The sequence below is a fragment of the Nocardia lasii genome, assembly GCF_042658545.1.
GTDB lineage: Bacteria > Actinomycetota > Actinomycetes > Mycobacteriales > Mycobacteriaceae > Nocardia > Nocardia lasii.
The window spans coordinates 90,588-103,510 of record NZ_JBHSQN010000011.1; the positions used below are offsets into that span (position 1 = coordinate 90,588).

13 protein-coding genes and 1 pseudogene are annotated in these 12,923 nt (G+C 69.4%); 5 read left to right on the plus strand and 9 right to left on the minus strand.

What is annotated here, in order from left to right; genetic code table 11:
- The 3 genes from ACFP3H_RS16555 to pgsA all read right to left on the minus strand — a co-directional run.
- Positions 1-356: helix-turn-helix domain-containing protein (locus ACFP3H_RS16555; RefSeq protein WP_378606672.1), on the minus strand; the 356-nt coding region annotated here is incomplete at its 3' end.
- Between the two features lie 91 nt (positions 357-447).
- Complete coding sequence (locus tag ACFP3H_RS16560) at positions 448-957, minus strand: CinA family protein (RefSeq protein ID WP_378606675.1); 510 nt, start codon at positions 955-957, stop codon at positions 448-450.
- On the minus strand, positions 954-1,601 hold the full coding sequence (gene pgsA / locus ACFP3H_RS16565; protein WP_378606678.1) for a CDP-diacylglycerol--glycerol-3-phosphate 3-phosphatidyltransferase: 648 nt from the start codon (positions 1,599-1,601) through the stop codon (positions 954-956). The genes ACFP3H_RS16560 and pgsA overlap by 4 nt, the downstream gene beginning before the upstream one ends.
- A gap of 182 nt (positions 1,602-1,783) precedes the next feature.
- Here pgsA and ACFP3H_RS16570 point away from each other — a divergent pair, with 182 nt between their 5' ends.
- A complete protein-coding gene (locus tag ACFP3H_RS16570) occupies positions 1,784-2,350 on the plus strand; it encodes an amino-acid N-acetyltransferase (RefSeq protein ID WP_378606681.1) in 567 nt (188 codons plus the stop codon).
- Between the two features lie 37 nt (positions 2,351-2,387).
- On the plus strand, positions 2,388-2,672 hold the full coding sequence (locus ACFP3H_RS16575; RefSeq protein WP_378606684.1) for a YciI family protein: 285 nt from the start codon (positions 2,388-2,390) through the stop codon (positions 2,670-2,672).
- A 60-nt stretch (positions 2,673-2,732) separates the two neighbouring features.
- On the opposite strand, the gene ACFP3H_RS16580 is transcribed toward ACFP3H_RS16575, so the two are convergent.
- Positions 2,733-3,710 (minus strand): TerC family protein, encoded by a 978-nt coding sequence (locus ACFP3H_RS16580; protein ID WP_378606687.1) that lies wholly within the window; start codon positions 3,708-3,710, stop codon positions 2,733-2,735.
- 114 nt (positions 3,711-3,824) lie between these two features.
- Positions 3,825-6,356 carry a DNA translocase FtsK gene (locus tag ACFP3H_RS16585; RefSeq protein ID WP_378606690.1) on the minus strand — a complete coding sequence of 844 codons (2,532 nt, stop codon included), beginning with the start codon at positions 6,354-6,356 and terminating at the stop codon, positions 3,825-3,827.
- A gap of 284 nt (positions 6,357-6,640) precedes the next feature.
- Here ACFP3H_RS16585 and ACFP3H_RS16590 point away from each other — a divergent pair, with 284 nt between their 5' ends.
- Together ACFP3H_RS16590 and ACFP3H_RS16595 are read left to right on the plus strand one after the other, a co-directional pair.
- Positions 6,641-7,033 (plus strand): DUF4189 domain-containing protein, encoded by a 393-nt coding sequence (locus tag ACFP3H_RS16590; RefSeq protein ID WP_378606693.1) that lies wholly within the window; start codon positions 6,641-6,643, stop codon positions 7,031-7,033.
- Between the two features lie 39 nt (positions 7,034-7,072).
- Entirely contained in the window at positions 7,073-7,618 is a 546-nt protein-coding gene (locus ACFP3H_RS16595; RefSeq protein WP_378606696.1) for a WKL family lipoprotein, read from the plus strand.
- A 63-nt stretch (positions 7,619-7,681) separates the two neighbouring features.
- Here the strand turns inward: ACFP3H_RS16595 and ACFP3H_RS16600 are convergent, their stop codons facing one another.
- Complete coding sequence (locus ACFP3H_RS16600; protein WP_378606699.1) at positions 7,682-9,757, minus strand: ribonuclease J; 2,076 nt, start codon at positions 9,755-9,757, stop codon at positions 7,682-7,684.
- The gene (dapA, locus tag ACFP3H_RS16605; RefSeq protein ID WP_378606702.1) at positions 9,754-10,662 is read right to left on the minus strand and encodes a 4-hydroxy-tetrahydrodipicolinate synthase; all 909 of its coding nucleotides are present in this window, start codon (positions 10,660-10,662) and stop codon (positions 9,754-9,756) included. Before dapA ends, ACFP3H_RS16600 begins: the two co-directional genes overlap by 4 nt.
- A gap of 114 nt (positions 10,663-10,776) precedes the next feature.
- On the opposite strand from dapA, the gene ACFP3H_RS16610 reads away from it, so the two are divergent.
- A complete protein-coding gene (locus ACFP3H_RS16610; protein ID WP_378606705.1) occupies positions 10,777-11,223 on the plus strand; it encodes a toxin-antitoxin system HicB family antitoxin in 447 nt (148 codons plus the stop codon).
- A gap of 3 nt (positions 11,224-11,226) precedes the next feature.
- On the opposite strand, the gene ACFP3H_RS16615 is transcribed toward ACFP3H_RS16610, so the two are convergent.
- Both ACFP3H_RS16615 and ACFP3H_RS16620 read right to left on the minus strand, forming a co-directional pair.
- Positions 11,227-12,426 (minus strand): winged helix-turn-helix domain-containing protein, encoded by a 1,200-nt coding sequence (locus ACFP3H_RS16615; protein ID WP_378606708.1) that lies wholly within the window; start codon positions 12,424-12,426, stop codon positions 11,227-11,229.
- A 39-nt stretch (positions 12,427-12,465) separates the two neighbouring features.
- Positions 12,466-12,923 (minus strand): annotated as a pseudogene (locus ACFP3H_RS16620) (hypothetical protein); the annotation flags it as partial.

Genomic DNA, 12,923 nt, shown 5'->3' on the forward strand with positions numbered 1-12,923 from the left:
CCCGTCCACAACACCACCCCCAGATGATGGTGGCGCAGTGCGTATCCCAGCACCGCCTCGGCGGCGTCGGTGTCGTGGTCGGGGGTGGGGCCGGTGAGCGCGGGTTCGCGCGGCGCGGAGCCGTCGGCGCCCGCCATCAGGGTGCTCACATCCCACAGCACCCGCGACAGGGGCACGTCGAGTGCCTCGCAGATGCTGGCCAGTAGTTCGCTGGAGGCTTCCTTGCGGCCGCGCTCCACCTCCGACAGATAGCCGAGGCTCACGCGCGCCGAGGTCGAGACCTCACGCAACGTTCGATGCTGGGCGAGACGCGCACGCCGCAGACTGTCCCCGATTGCCTCCCGCAGCAGCGTCATCTCGTTCTCCTCCACCTCGTGTCACCGCCTCGGCGGTGCTCACCTCTTTCTGGCACAACGTCGCACATCCACCGGTGGTTCCCGGAACCGGTTATTTCACACTGACCGGCTTCGACGCGTCCACGCAGCGCAGCAACTCCCGCACCGCGCTGTGCACCGCACCCAGTCTGATCGTCCACCGGTCGCCGTGCAGTTTCAACCGGACCACCGCACTGTGCTGTGGACCGGCCAATCCGAGGTATACCGTGCCGACGGGATGCCCGTCCTGGGAATCGGGTCCGGCGACCCCGGTCAATCCGATTCCCCAGTCCGCCCCGCACCGCTCGCGGGCGCCCGCGGCGAGCTGTTCGGCCGTGGTGGCGGCGACCGGACCGTCCAGGCGCAGCACCTCGTCGTCGACGCGGGCCAGTCGGGCCTTGAGGTCGGTGGCGTAGACGATCAACCCGCCGCGCAGCACCGCGCTGGCCCCCGGCACGCCCGCGACGGTGGCCGCCAGCAGCCCCGCGGTGAGCGATTCGGCGGTGGCCACCGTCTGACCGGCCGCGCGCAGCGCCGTGACCAGTTCGGCCACCGGCGCGCCGTCGAGCAGGGGGTCGCTCACGCGCGTGCCTTTCCTCCCGCGAACCACACCCGGGCGGCCTGGCCCACGTAGTCGAGTCCGGTGATCACCGTCAGCGCCACGGCCAGGTACATCAGCCACATGCCCGCGGTCGCGAAGACCCCCGACAGCGGCAGCACCAGCAGCGCGATCGCGACCGACTGGACCAGCGTCTTGAGTTTGCCGCCGCGGCCCGCCGGGATCACCCCGCGACGCACCACCACCAGGCGCAGCAGCGTCACGCCGATCTCCCGGCCGCAGATCACCAGCGTGATCCACCAGGGCAGATCGCCGAGTACCGACAGCCCGATCAGGGCCGCGCCGATCAGCGCCTTGTCGGCGATGGGGTCGGCGAGCTTGCCGAAATCGGTGACAAGTCCGTATTTGCGCGCGAGTTGCCCGTCGAAGCGATCGGTGATCGCCGCCAGCCCGAACACCGCCGCCGCGATGACCCGCCAGCGGGTGTCGTGGCCGCCCTCGGCGAACAGCGCCAGCACGAACAGCGGCACCAACACGATCCGCGCGATGGTCAACACATTGGCGATATTGAGCAGCGGAACCGGCTTCTCCACCCCACCGTGCGCCGGGGTCACCACACTCGCAACGTGCTCACGCTTGGCTACCGCCTCCGGCCGCTGACCGCTCATGCCCTGCCCTCTCGGCACTCACCGGCACCGCGCCGAAATCCAGCAATGTCGCGGGTTGTTTGCCCGCGTGTTCGGTGCCGCGCGTCGCGGTCGTCGGGCTCGATGCGATGCGCGGAGCGGGACGACAGGATGTGCGGCACATGTTCAGACTATCGGTAACCCGGCCGACTACTGTGCACCCCATGACCTCACGGGGACCCTGCACGGGTTCGACCAGCGACGCGCAGTCCGTCGCGCCCATCGTGGCGCCTGTCACCGGGGTGGTCGTCCGACGCGCGCGAACCTCCGATGTCCCCGAGATCAAGCGTCTGGTCGACGAGTACGCCGGGCGCATCCTGCTCGAGAAGAACCTGGTCACGCTGTACGAATCGGTGCAGGAGTTCTGGGTGGCCGAGCTCGACGGTCGGGTCGTGGGCTGTGGCGCGCTGCACGTGCTGTGGGCCGATCTGGGCGAAATCCGCACTGTCGCAGTCGATCCCGTCGTCAAGGGACGCGGGGTGGGCGGCGCGGTGGTGGAGCACCTGGTGACCGTCGCGCGCGAACTGCAACTCCAACGTGTGTTCGTGCTCACGTTCGAGGTGGACTTCTTCGGCAGGCACGGTTTCGTGGAGATCGCGGGCACGCCCGTGACCGCCGAGGTGTACGCCGAGATGTGTCGCTCCTACGACACCGGCGTGGCCGAGTTCCTCGACCTGAGCTACGTCAAACCCAACACCCTGGGCAACACCCGCATGCTGCTGGCCCTCTGAGTTTCTCCGCAAGCCCACCCGTCAGAAAGTGATCGACGTGCCGATCTTCGCTGTCCACTACACCTACACCGACGCCACCGCCGCCGACCGCGCGAGCAACCGTCCCGAGCACCGCGCCTGGCTCAACGCCCTGGTCGAGGCGGGCACCGTGCTCAGCAGCGGGCCCTACCCCGACGGTTCGGGCGCGCTGCTGATCTTCCGCGCCGACGACGCCGCCACGCTGGACGCCCTGCTGCCGCAGGACCCGTTCGCGAAACTGGGTTTGATCGAGGCCGTCCGCCCGGTCGAATGGCTGCCGGTGATGGGCGCCTTCGCCGAGTAAGCCCCGAAAACACGACTGCCCGGAACCGATCAGGTTCCGGGCAGTTCGTCTCTCACCAGGTCAGGCGGAGGTACGCCGCGTCTTGAGCAGGCTCGCCACCGTGGCGACGACCAGGATGCCGATGATCACGCTCAGCGAGAGCACCGTCGAGATCTCCGGCACGCTCACGTGCTCGCCACCGTTGACGAACGGCAGCGTGTTCTCGTGCAGCGCGTGCAGCACCAGCTTCACGCCGATGAACGCCAGGATCGCGGCCAACCCGTAGGACAGGTACACCAGGCGATCGAGCAGCCCGCCGATGAGGAAGTACAGCTGACGCAGGCCCATCAGAGCGAAGGCGTTGGCCGTGAACACCAGGTAGGGCTGTTCGGTCAGACCGTAGATCGCCGGGATCGAGTCCAGGGCGAACAGCAGGTCGGCGAAACCGATGGCCAGCAGGGCCAGCAGCAGCGGGGTCACCACCCGCTTGCCGTCGATGCGGGTGACGAGCTTGTCGCCGTCGTACTGGTCGGTGGTGGGCAGGATCCGCTTGGCCAGCGCGACGATGCGACTGTCGCGCTGTTCCTCGTGTTCGACCTCGTGGCCGCTCTCGCGCAGCAGTTTGACCGCGGTGAAGATCAAGAACGCGCCGAACAGGTAGAACACCCAGCTGAACGCGCTGATCGCGGCGGCGCCGACGGCGATGAACACACCGCGCATCACCAGGGCCAGCACGATGCCGATCAGCAGCACCTTCTGCTGGTAGATCCGCGGCACCGCGAAGGTGGTCATGATGATCAGGAAGATGAACAGGTTGTCGACCGAGAGCGCTTTCTCGGTGACGAAACCCGCGTAGTACTCCCCGGCGAAGGTGCCGCCCCACTTCCAGGCGACGAACAGACCGAACAGCAGCGCCAGGCTGATGTAGACGGCCGACCAGATGCCGGATTCCTTGAAGGTCGGTTCGTGCGGGGTGCGCACGTGGGCGAAGAAGTCGAAGACGAACAAGCCGAGGATCACCACGCCGGTGATCACCCACTCGAGCGCGGTCACCTGCATGTGGTGGTCCGATCGAAGAAGTTCATGCCGTCCATCATGCCTGAATTGTCCGTTTCAGCTCGCATTGCGGAATGGTTGCCCACCATGATTTCACACACAGCGACGCCCGCGCCCCTACTCCTCGTCGGACCCGCCCGGATCGCCCCCGCGGATCGACCACAGCAGCCCGTCGAGCTCGTCGGGCTTGATCAGCACGTCGCGCGCCTTGGACCCCTCGCTGGGCCCGACCACCCCGCGCGTCTCCATCAGATCCATCAACCGACCCGCCTTGGCGAACCCCACCCGTAGCTTGCGCTGCAACATCGAGGTCGACCCGAACTGCGAGGTGACCACCAACTCCACGGCTTGGAGCAGCACGTCCATGTCGTCGCCGATATCGGGATCGACGTCTTTGACCTCGCCGGCCTTGGCCGCGGTCACGCCCTCCTGGTACTCGGGTTCGGCCTGGGTCTTGCTGAACTCGACCACGGCCTGGATCTCCTCGTCGGAGATGAACGCGCCCTGCAGGCGGGTCGGCTTGCCCTGCCCCATCGGCAGGAACAGCCCGTCGCCCATGCCGATCAGCTTCTCCGCGCCCGGCTGGTCCAGGATCACGCGCGAGTCGGTGAGCGAGGAGGTGGCGAAGGCCAGCCGCGAGGGCACATTGGTCTTGATCAGACCGGTCACCACGTCCACCGAGGGGCGCTGGGTGGCCAGCACCAGGTGGATGCCGGCGGCGCGGGCCTTCTGGGTGATCCGCACGATCGCGTCCTCGACATCGCGCGGGGCGGTCATCATCAGGTCGGCGAGTTCGTCGACGATGGCCAGGATGTAGGGGTAGGGCCGGTAGACGCGCTCGCTGCCCAGCGGGGCGGTGATCTTGCCCGAGCGCACGTTCTTGTTGAAGTCGTCGATGTGGCGGACCTTGTTGGCCTGCATGTCCTGGTAGCGCTGTTCCATCTCCTCGACCAGCCAGGCCAGCGCGGCGGCGGCCTTCTTGGGCTGGGTGATGATGGGCGTGATCAGGTGCGGGATGCCCTCGTACGGGGTGAGCTCGACCATCTTCGGGTCGATCAGGATCATCCTGACCTCGTCGGGGGTGGCCCGGTGCAGCAGCGAGACCAGCATCGAGTTCACGAAACTCGACTTGCCCGAACCGGTGGAACCGGCCACGAGCAGGTGCGGCATCTTGGCCAGGTTCGCCGAGACGAACTCGCCCTCGATGTTCTTGCCGAGCCCGATCACCAGCGGGTGGTGGTCGTTGCGGGTGTGCGGCGACTTGAGCACGTCGGCCAGGCGCACGAGTTCGCGGTCGGCGTTGGGCACCTCGATCCCCACCGCCGACTTGCCGGGGATGGGGGCGAGCAGGCGCACGTTCTCGGTGGCCACCGCGTAGGCGAGGTTGCGCGCCAGCGCGGTGATCTTCTCGACCTTGACGCCGGGACCCAACTCGACCTCGTAGCGGGTGACCGTCGGGCCGCGCACGAATCCGGTCACCGCGGCGTCGATCTTGAACTGCACCAGCACCTCGGTGATCGCCTCGATCATCGATTCGTTGGCCGCGGAACGCTTCTTGGGCGGGTCGCCGTCGATCAGCAGGGTCAGCGGGGGCAGCGTGTAGTCGCCGTCGACGACGCGATCGGTGACGAACTCCGGTTCCGGGGGCGGCGGCGGGGTCTGGTCGACCGGGGCGGCCACCGGCCGCTTGCGCGCCGGTTTCGGGGCCGGGAGCGGGGGTTCCTCGATCGGCTTGGCATCGCGCAGCGGCGGTTCGCCGACCGGTTCGGGCCCGAAGTCCTCGGCCCCGAGCTCGGTCTCGGCCCGCGCGCCGCGGCGGCGGGGCCGACTGGGGTGCACCGGGAACCCGTCGGCGTCGTAGTTGGCCGGATCGTAGGGGTCGGCGTCGTCGGCGGGTTCGCCGAGGCCGAAGTACTCGCGCAGCCTGGTCGGCACCTCGCGCACCGTGGTCCCGGTGAGCAACAGCACGCCGAACATCATGGCCAGCAACAGGATCGGGAGCGCGAGCCAGGGTGTGAGCCCCTGGCCGAGCGGTCCGCCGATGGCGTAGCCGACCGCACCGGCGGCCCGGGAGCGACCGTGCGCGTCGGTGGGCGAGCCGGCGGCCAGGTGCCAGATGCCCAGCGCGGGCAACACCACCAGCAGCCCGCCCAGCACCAGTCGCGGTCGAACCTCGGGACGCGGTTCGGTGCGCATGAGCACCACCGCCAACCCGACCAGCAGTACCGGCGCCAACGCGCCGACCGACCCGGCGACCGCGCGCACGATGTCCTCGAGCAGCCGCCCGACCGGTCCGCCCGCCGCGAGCCACATGGCCGCGGCGATGATCACGCTCAAGGCGATGAGCGCCAAGCCGATTCCGTCGCGGCGGTGGCCGTGGTCGAGTTCGCCCGCCCGACTCAGGGTGCGGGTGGTGGCGCCGACGCCGCGCGCCAACATGGTCCAGCCGCTGCCGATGCCGCGCCCGAGAACCGCCAGGGGCGCGGTGTCGGAGGCGCGTTTGACCGGCTTGCGCGCGGGGGTGGTGCGTCCCCGCGGAGCCGGGGTCGCGCGCGGGGTCGCTGTCCGAGACCGCGCCGCCGGCGTGCGCCCCCTGGTCGATCCCGCCCGCGCACGAGAGGTCGTGGTGCTGCGGGACTTACCTGCCATGACCATCAGGCTAGCCGCTCGAGCACCTCCGAGACCATCCGCAACACTGGTCCCACCCCGCTCGCGGGCCCGATCGCGGCCTGCGCCGCAGGTCCGGGCCCCCGGTCAGCGCGCGGATTTCCGGTCACCGACCGCGTTTCGCGGGGCGCCGGACTTACGGAATCCTTGGCGGGTCCCTACATTTCGGGCCCGGCGGGCGGGCGCGGGGTGGCGTCCGAGTTGTCCGAGTCGGTACGTTGTCTGCGGTCGATCGGGTCACCGACCCGTGAATTGAAGGGGAACAAGTGAAAAGAGTCTTCACCGGCGCGGTGGTCATGACCGCGACAATCGGTGCACTGCTGGCAGGCAGCATCACACCCGCCCACGCGCAGGGCGACAACTACGGGGCACTCGCACTCTCGCGCAACGGCGCGTCCAGCATCACGGCGAACTACAACAGCTACGCCGCGGCCGAATCCGCGGCCATCGCGGGGTGCCAGCGCAGCGGCGGCGGCGCCGGATGCGACATCAAGGTCTCCTGGCGCAACGGATGCGCCGCGCTGGCCGAGTCGCGCCGCTCCTACAGCTGGGCCACCGCGCCCTCGCTGCGCCAGGCCAAGCGCAACGCCATCAACGCCAACCGCGGCGGCTCGGCGAGCATCATCAACTGGAACTGCACCTCCGGCTACCAGCTGTAATCCGAATTCATCTCTGCCACATCTCATTTGGGGAGTTCAGTGAACAACCGCATGTTCAAGACGGCGGTCGCCGTGCTGGCGGCCACCGCCGCGCTCGGCCTGTCCGCGTGCAGCAGCGCCGACGAGACCTCGTCCGCGCCGACCACCACCGCGGGTTCCGGGTTCGAGGACGGGAAGAAGGTGGAGGGCACCCAGGACGGTGACGCGCCGATGACCACCACCGTGCCGAACCTGCCCGCGCCCACCGTGGAGGAGCTCAACGCGCGCCTGACCAAGGCGATGGCGGGTCAGCTCACCACCGAGGAGAAGGCCTCGTTCATCGAGGACGCCGAGCGCGATCCTGATCTGGTCGACAAGTTCGTCGAGGCCGCCAAGACCAACAAGGTCGAAGCCGAGATCACCGCCGTCGAGGCGCCGGTCGACGGCAAGCTCAAGGCCCCCGCCGACGTCACCATCGACGGCGAGCCGGTCCAGGGCGCGACGGTGGAGTTCGTGGCCTCCGAGGGCGGCTGGCGCGTGTCGCACGTGTTCACCTGCAACATCGTGAAGTCGGCCAAGCTCGACTCCGCGGCCTGCCAGGACTGACGTCCGAACGAGAACCGCCGGGCGACATGTGTTGTCGCCCGGCGGTTTTCGTATGTCAGTCGATCAGACGGCGACGACCGTCGGCACGATCATCGGTCGACGACGGTAGACGTCGGCGACCCAGCGGCCGACCACCCGACGCACGCCCTGGGCGATGCGGTGGGTGTCGGTGATGCCCTCACCGGCCAGGCGCAGCAGTTCCGCCTCGACCAGTTCGGCCGCGCCGTCGAGCGCGGTGGGGTCGTCGGAGAAGCCGCGCCCGTTGAGTTCGGGCGTGCTGACCGGCTTGCCGGTGGTCGAGTCGATGACGATGGTGATCGACAGGAATCCGCCCTCGCCCAGGACCAGGCGGTCCGACAGGGTCGATTCGCCCACGTCGCCGACCGAGAGGCCGTCGACGTAGACGTGCCCGACCGGGACGCGACCGACGATCGAGGCGATGCCGTCGACCAGGTCGACCACCACGCCGTCCTCGGCGAGCATGACCCGCTCCTCGGGCACACCGGTGGCCACGGCCAGCGCGGCGTTGGCGCGCAGGTGGCGCCATTCGCCGTGCACCGGCATGGCGTTGGTCGGGCGCACCGCGTTGTACAGGTACAGCAGCTCACCGGCGGAGGCGTGTCCGGAGACGTGCACCTTCGCGTTCTGCTGGGTGATCACGGTGGCGCCGAGTCGGGCCAGGCCGTTGACGACGGCGAAGACCGAGTTCTCGTTGCCGGGGATCAGCGAGGATGCCAGCACGACGAGGTCGTCGGCGCGGATGTTGATCTGGCGGTGTTCGCCGCGCGCCATCCGCGACAGCGCCGAGAGCGGCTCGCCCTGGGAACCGGTGGAGATCAGCACCAGGCGGTTGCCGGGCAGGTTGGCGGCCTGGTCGAGGGTGACCACGACATTGTCGGGCACCGTCAGGTAGCCCAGGTCCTGCGCGATCTCCATGTTGCGGACCATCGAGCGGCCGACGAAGCAGACCTTGCGGTTGTACTTCTGGGCCACGTCGACGACCTGCTGGATGCGGTGCACGTGGCTGGCGAAGGAGGCCACGATGACGCGGTTGGTGGCCTTGCCGATGACGTTGTCGAGCACACCGCCGATCTCGCGCTCGGGGGTGACGAAGCCGGGGACCTCGGCATTGGTCGAGTCGACCAGGAACAGGTCGACACCCTCGTCGCCGAGGCGCGAGAACCCGGCCAGGTCGGTCAGGCGACCGTCCAGGGGCAGCTGGTCGAGCTTGATGTCACCGGTGTGCAGGACCACGCCGGCCCCGGTGCGAATGGCCACGGCCAGCGCGTCGGGAATCGAGTGGTTGACCGCGAAGTACTCGAGCTCGAACGGCCCGTGCACGGTGGTCTCGCCCTCGGCGACCTCGCGCAGCTTGGGCTGCAAGCGGTGCTCGCGCGCCTTGGCCGCGACCAGAGCGAGGGTGAACTTGGCGCCGATCACCGGGATGTCGGGGCGCAGGCGCAGCAGGAACGGCACCGCGCCGATGTGGTCCTCGTGGCCGTGGGTGAGCACGATGGCCTCGACGTCGGCCATCCGGTCCTCGATGGGCCCGAAGTCCGGCAGGATCAGGTCGACGCCGGGCTGCTGGTCCTCGGGGAAGAGCACACCGCAGTCGACGATGAGCAGCTTGCCACCGTATTCGAACACGGTCATGTTGCGACCGATCTCGCCGATGCCGCCGAGGGCGAACAGGCGAAGGCCGTTCTTGGGCAGCTTCGGCGGCAGGCCGAGCTTGTCGTGGGCGGCCTTCTCGCGCGGCTCGGCCACGGTCTGGGCGCCACGGCCACGGCCGCCGCCCTGCCTGCCACGGCCGCCGCCGCGCGACTGCTCGGCGGGCTTGGACTTGGCTTCGGCGGGCTTGCCCTTGGCCTCGGTGGCCACCTTGGCGCGGGCCCGACGCGGCGCGGTCTTCTTCTCGGTGACGCGCTCCTCGGCGACACTGAGCAGGTCGGTGCCCACTTCGGCGGCACCGGCCAGATCGGCTTCGGCGGTGACCTCGGCGATCGGTTCGGCGATGGCCGGATCCTTGACCACCTTGTTCACCGCGGCCTGCACCGTCTCCACCGGGGTGGGTTCGGGCGCGCCCGCGGCACGTGAGGCCGCCCGGCGACGGGTCTTGCGAGCTACGGGTTCGGTCATGCCAGCACCCCCGCGGCCCGCAGATCCAGAGCCAGTTCGTCGAGTTGCGCCTGCGTCGGCATCAACTGGGGCAACCGGGGCTCACCAACATCGATGCCGAGCAAACGGAGTCCTCCCTTACACATCGCCACACCTCCCAGGCGGGTCATGGCCGCGTACAGCGGCAGTAGTGTCGCGTTGATCTCTCGTGCCCGTGCCACGTCACCGGCGGTGTAGGCCTGGTGGATCTCGCGCAGTCGTTCCGGCACGAGGTGGCCGATGACGCTGATGAATCCGACCGCCCCGACGGAGAGCCAGGGCAGGTTCAGGCCGTCGTCACCGGAGTAGAAGTCCAGATCGGTGGTCGCGATGAGATCGGCTCCGGAGACGAGATCGCCCTTGGCATCCTTCACCGCGACGATGTTGGGATGCTCGGCAAGGCGCCGGATCGTGTCGATGGCGATAGGCACCACCGACCTCGGTGGAATGTCGTACAGCGTGATCGGCAGCGCGGTCGCGTCGGCGACCGCGCCGAAGTGGGCGATCAGCCCCTCCTGCGTGGGCCGCGAGTAGTACGGGGTCACCACGAGCAGGCCGTGCGCGCCCGCGTTCTCCGCGGCCCGCGCGAGTTCGATCGAGTGCGCGGTGTCGTAGGTGCCCGCGCCGGCGACGATGGTGGCCCGGTCACCGACCCCGTCGACGACCGCGCGCAGCAGGTCGGCCTTCTCGGTCTCGCTGGTGGTCGGCGATTCGCCGGTGGTGCCCGAGATGATGAGCAGGTCGACGCCACGGTCGACCAGGTGTGCCGCCAGTGCGACACCGGCATCGACGTCGAGCTTGCCCGCAGCGCTGAAGGGGGTCACCATCGCGACACCGACCGTGCCGGACGCGTGCAGCTCCGTTGGCGTCGATTCACCGTTCGTCATGGTCAGAAAGGCTACCCGGTCGCGGGATGAGCCTCGACACCCTAGCGCCCGAAGCGGCTGCCGGTGGCTGACTTTCACCTTGCGTGATGTCACCTATGACGTCACAATGATGTCATGGATCTGAACGCTCATACCGCGCGCTGGCGCACCGAACTCATCGCCGCGGCCGCGCTCGGCGACGAGAAAACGCAGGCCACCGCCGCCGCGCTGGCCGCCGCGGTGGAGAGTTCGTCTCGACTCGTGCTGCTCTCGGCGCTGTCGGAGCTGGCCGCCGAGATCAGCGCCGAGCTCGGTGACCGCACCGTGCATCTGCGCCTGGAGGGCACCGACGCGGTGGTCGACGTGCGCAAGAACACTCCGGCCGAGGAGGAGGAACCGCAGACTTTCGAGGAGATGACCGGCGATATCAGCCGGGTGACCCTGCGTCTGGTCGAGCAACTCAAGGCCAAGGCCGAGGAGGCCGCACAGCAGAACGGTCAGTCGCTGAACTCGTGGCTGTCGGGCGCGGTCAGTGGCGCGTTGAAGGATCAGATGCGCGGGTACGGCGCCAAGGGCTGGTGAGCGTCACAGCAGCGGGGCCAGCTCGCCCCGGTCGCCGATAACGACTTCGTCGAGTTCGAGCCAGTCGGCCATCTCGCGGAGCGCGCCGCGCAGGGCCGCGGCGGTCTCGACGGTGTCGTGGCCGGGCTCGGCGAAGGCGGCGGGGGCGAGCAGGCGGCCGGTAGCACGTTCGGCGCGCAGGTCGACCCGGCCGACGAGCTGGCCGTCGTGCAGGATCGGGAAGACGTAATAGCCGTGCACCCGTTTGGCTTCCGGGGTGTAGATCTCGATCCGATAGTGGAAGTCGAAGATCCGCTGGACGCGCGGGCGGAAGAAGATCAGCGGGTCGAACGGGCACAGCAGGGCGGTGCCGGTGATCCGGCGCGGCGTGGCGGCCTCGGGGTGCAGGTAGGCGGGCGCGTCCCAACCCTCGACCTCGACGGGGAGCAGCTCGCCCGCGTCGACCAGTTCGGCGATGGCCGGGGCGCTCTGGCGCCGGGCGAGTCGGTAGTAGTCGCGCAGGTCGGTTTCGGTGCCCACCCCCAGCGCCCGGCTCGCGCGCCGGATCAACTCGCGCACGGCCTCGCTCTCACCGATCTCGCGCTCGCGCACGTCGGCGGGGACCACGCGTTCGGTGAGGTCGTAGTGGCGGGTGAAGCCGACGCGGCGCGCGGTGGACAACTCCCCCGCGGCGAAGAGCTGTTCGCAGATCATCTTGGTGTCGCTGAGGTTCCACCACGTGCCCTTACCGCGCGGTGTATCCAGCTCGAGGTGCCGTTCGATCTCGCCCGCGCTGGCGGCGCCCACCTCGGTCACCACGTCGAGAATGTCCTTGCCCAGCGTGGGATTTCGGTCGACGACCTTGCGCATCCCGGCCCAGCGCCCGTGCTGGTACTCGGTCATCCGCCACCGCATCAGCGGCCAGTCCGAGACCGGGATCAGCGCGGCCTCGTGCGCCCAGTACTCCACCAGCCCGCGCCGGGCACGCGCGCTGTCGCTCCAGGCTGCGCCGTCGAGCAGGCTGCGGTCGTAGGCGCCGATCCGGCTGAACACCGGCGCGTAGTGCGCGCGCACCACCGCCGAGACCGAATCTATTTGCAGCAGACGGGTTCTCGCGACCACATCGAGGACGGCTCGCCGACCCGGATTGGCCGGGCGCTTCTTGCCGAAGCCCTGTGCGGCCAGCGCCGTGCGCCGGGCCTGGGCCGCGTTCATCCGCTGCATAGCCTCAGCCTGGCACAGGGGTACGACACCTTGTCGGCCTCACGTCGAGACCCGCACCGTACCGGCGGTGTCGATCTCGGTGCGCCGGTCTCCCGTCGGCGCGGCGGCCAGCACGGTCGCCACCCAGCGCCTGCCCACCGGCAGCACCCGCACCGTCACCGAACCGGCCGCGGCGGTGTCGAGTTCGGCGACGGCGGCGTCGATCACGTTGTGGCGCACCCATTCCGGCACCCCCCGGAAGCCGCCGTCGTCGAGCAGGGTGACCTCCACCCCGCGCGAGCGGGCCCCGCGCGCGGCCGCGCTGAGTCGGTCGGTGACCAGTTCCGGCGCGCGCAGGCCGTCGCGCAGTTCGGCTTCGAGCAGTCGACACTGTTCGCGTTCGGCCTCGGTGAGCTCTACCCCCGCCGCGATCCGCGCCAGCAGCGGCCCGGCCACCCGGTCCAGGGCGTCGAGTTGGCGGTCGCGTTCGGCGGTGGCCGCGGCCAGGCCCGCCATCA

Excerpts from the sequence above, each read along its gene's own strand:
- pgsA (WP_378606678.1), bottom strand. The coding sequence starts at position 1,601 with ATGAGCGGTCAGCGGCCGGAGGCGGTAGCCAAGCGTGAGCACGTTGCG.
- ACFP3H_RS16570 (WP_378606681.1), top strand. The coding sequence starts at position 1,784 with ATGACCTCACGGGGACCCTGCACGGGTTCGACCAGCGACGCGCAGTCC.
- ACFP3H_RS16580 (WP_378606687.1), bottom strand. The coding sequence starts at position 3,710 with ATGCAGGTGACCGCGCTCGAGTGGGTGATCACCGGCGTGGTGATCCTC.
- ACFP3H_RS16585 (WP_378606690.1), bottom strand. The coding sequence starts at position 6,356 with ATGGCAGGTAAGTCCCGCAGCACCACGACCTCTCGTGCGCGGGCGGGA.
- ACFP3H_RS16600 (WP_378606699.1), bottom strand. The coding sequence starts at position 9,757 with ATGACCGAACCCGTAGCTCGCAAGACCCGTCGCCGGGCGGCCTCACGT.
- dapA (WP_378606702.1), bottom strand. The coding sequence starts at position 10,662 with ATGACGAACGGTGAATCGACGCCAACGGAGCTGCACGCGTCCGGCACG.
- ACFP3H_RS16610 (WP_378606705.1), top strand. The coding sequence starts at position 10,777 with ATGGATCTGAACGCTCATACCGCGCGCTGGCGCACCGAACTCATCGCC.
- ACFP3H_RS16615 (WP_378606708.1), bottom strand. The coding sequence starts at position 12,426 with ATGCAGCGGATGAACGCGGCCCAGGCCCGGCGCACGGCGCTGGCCGCA.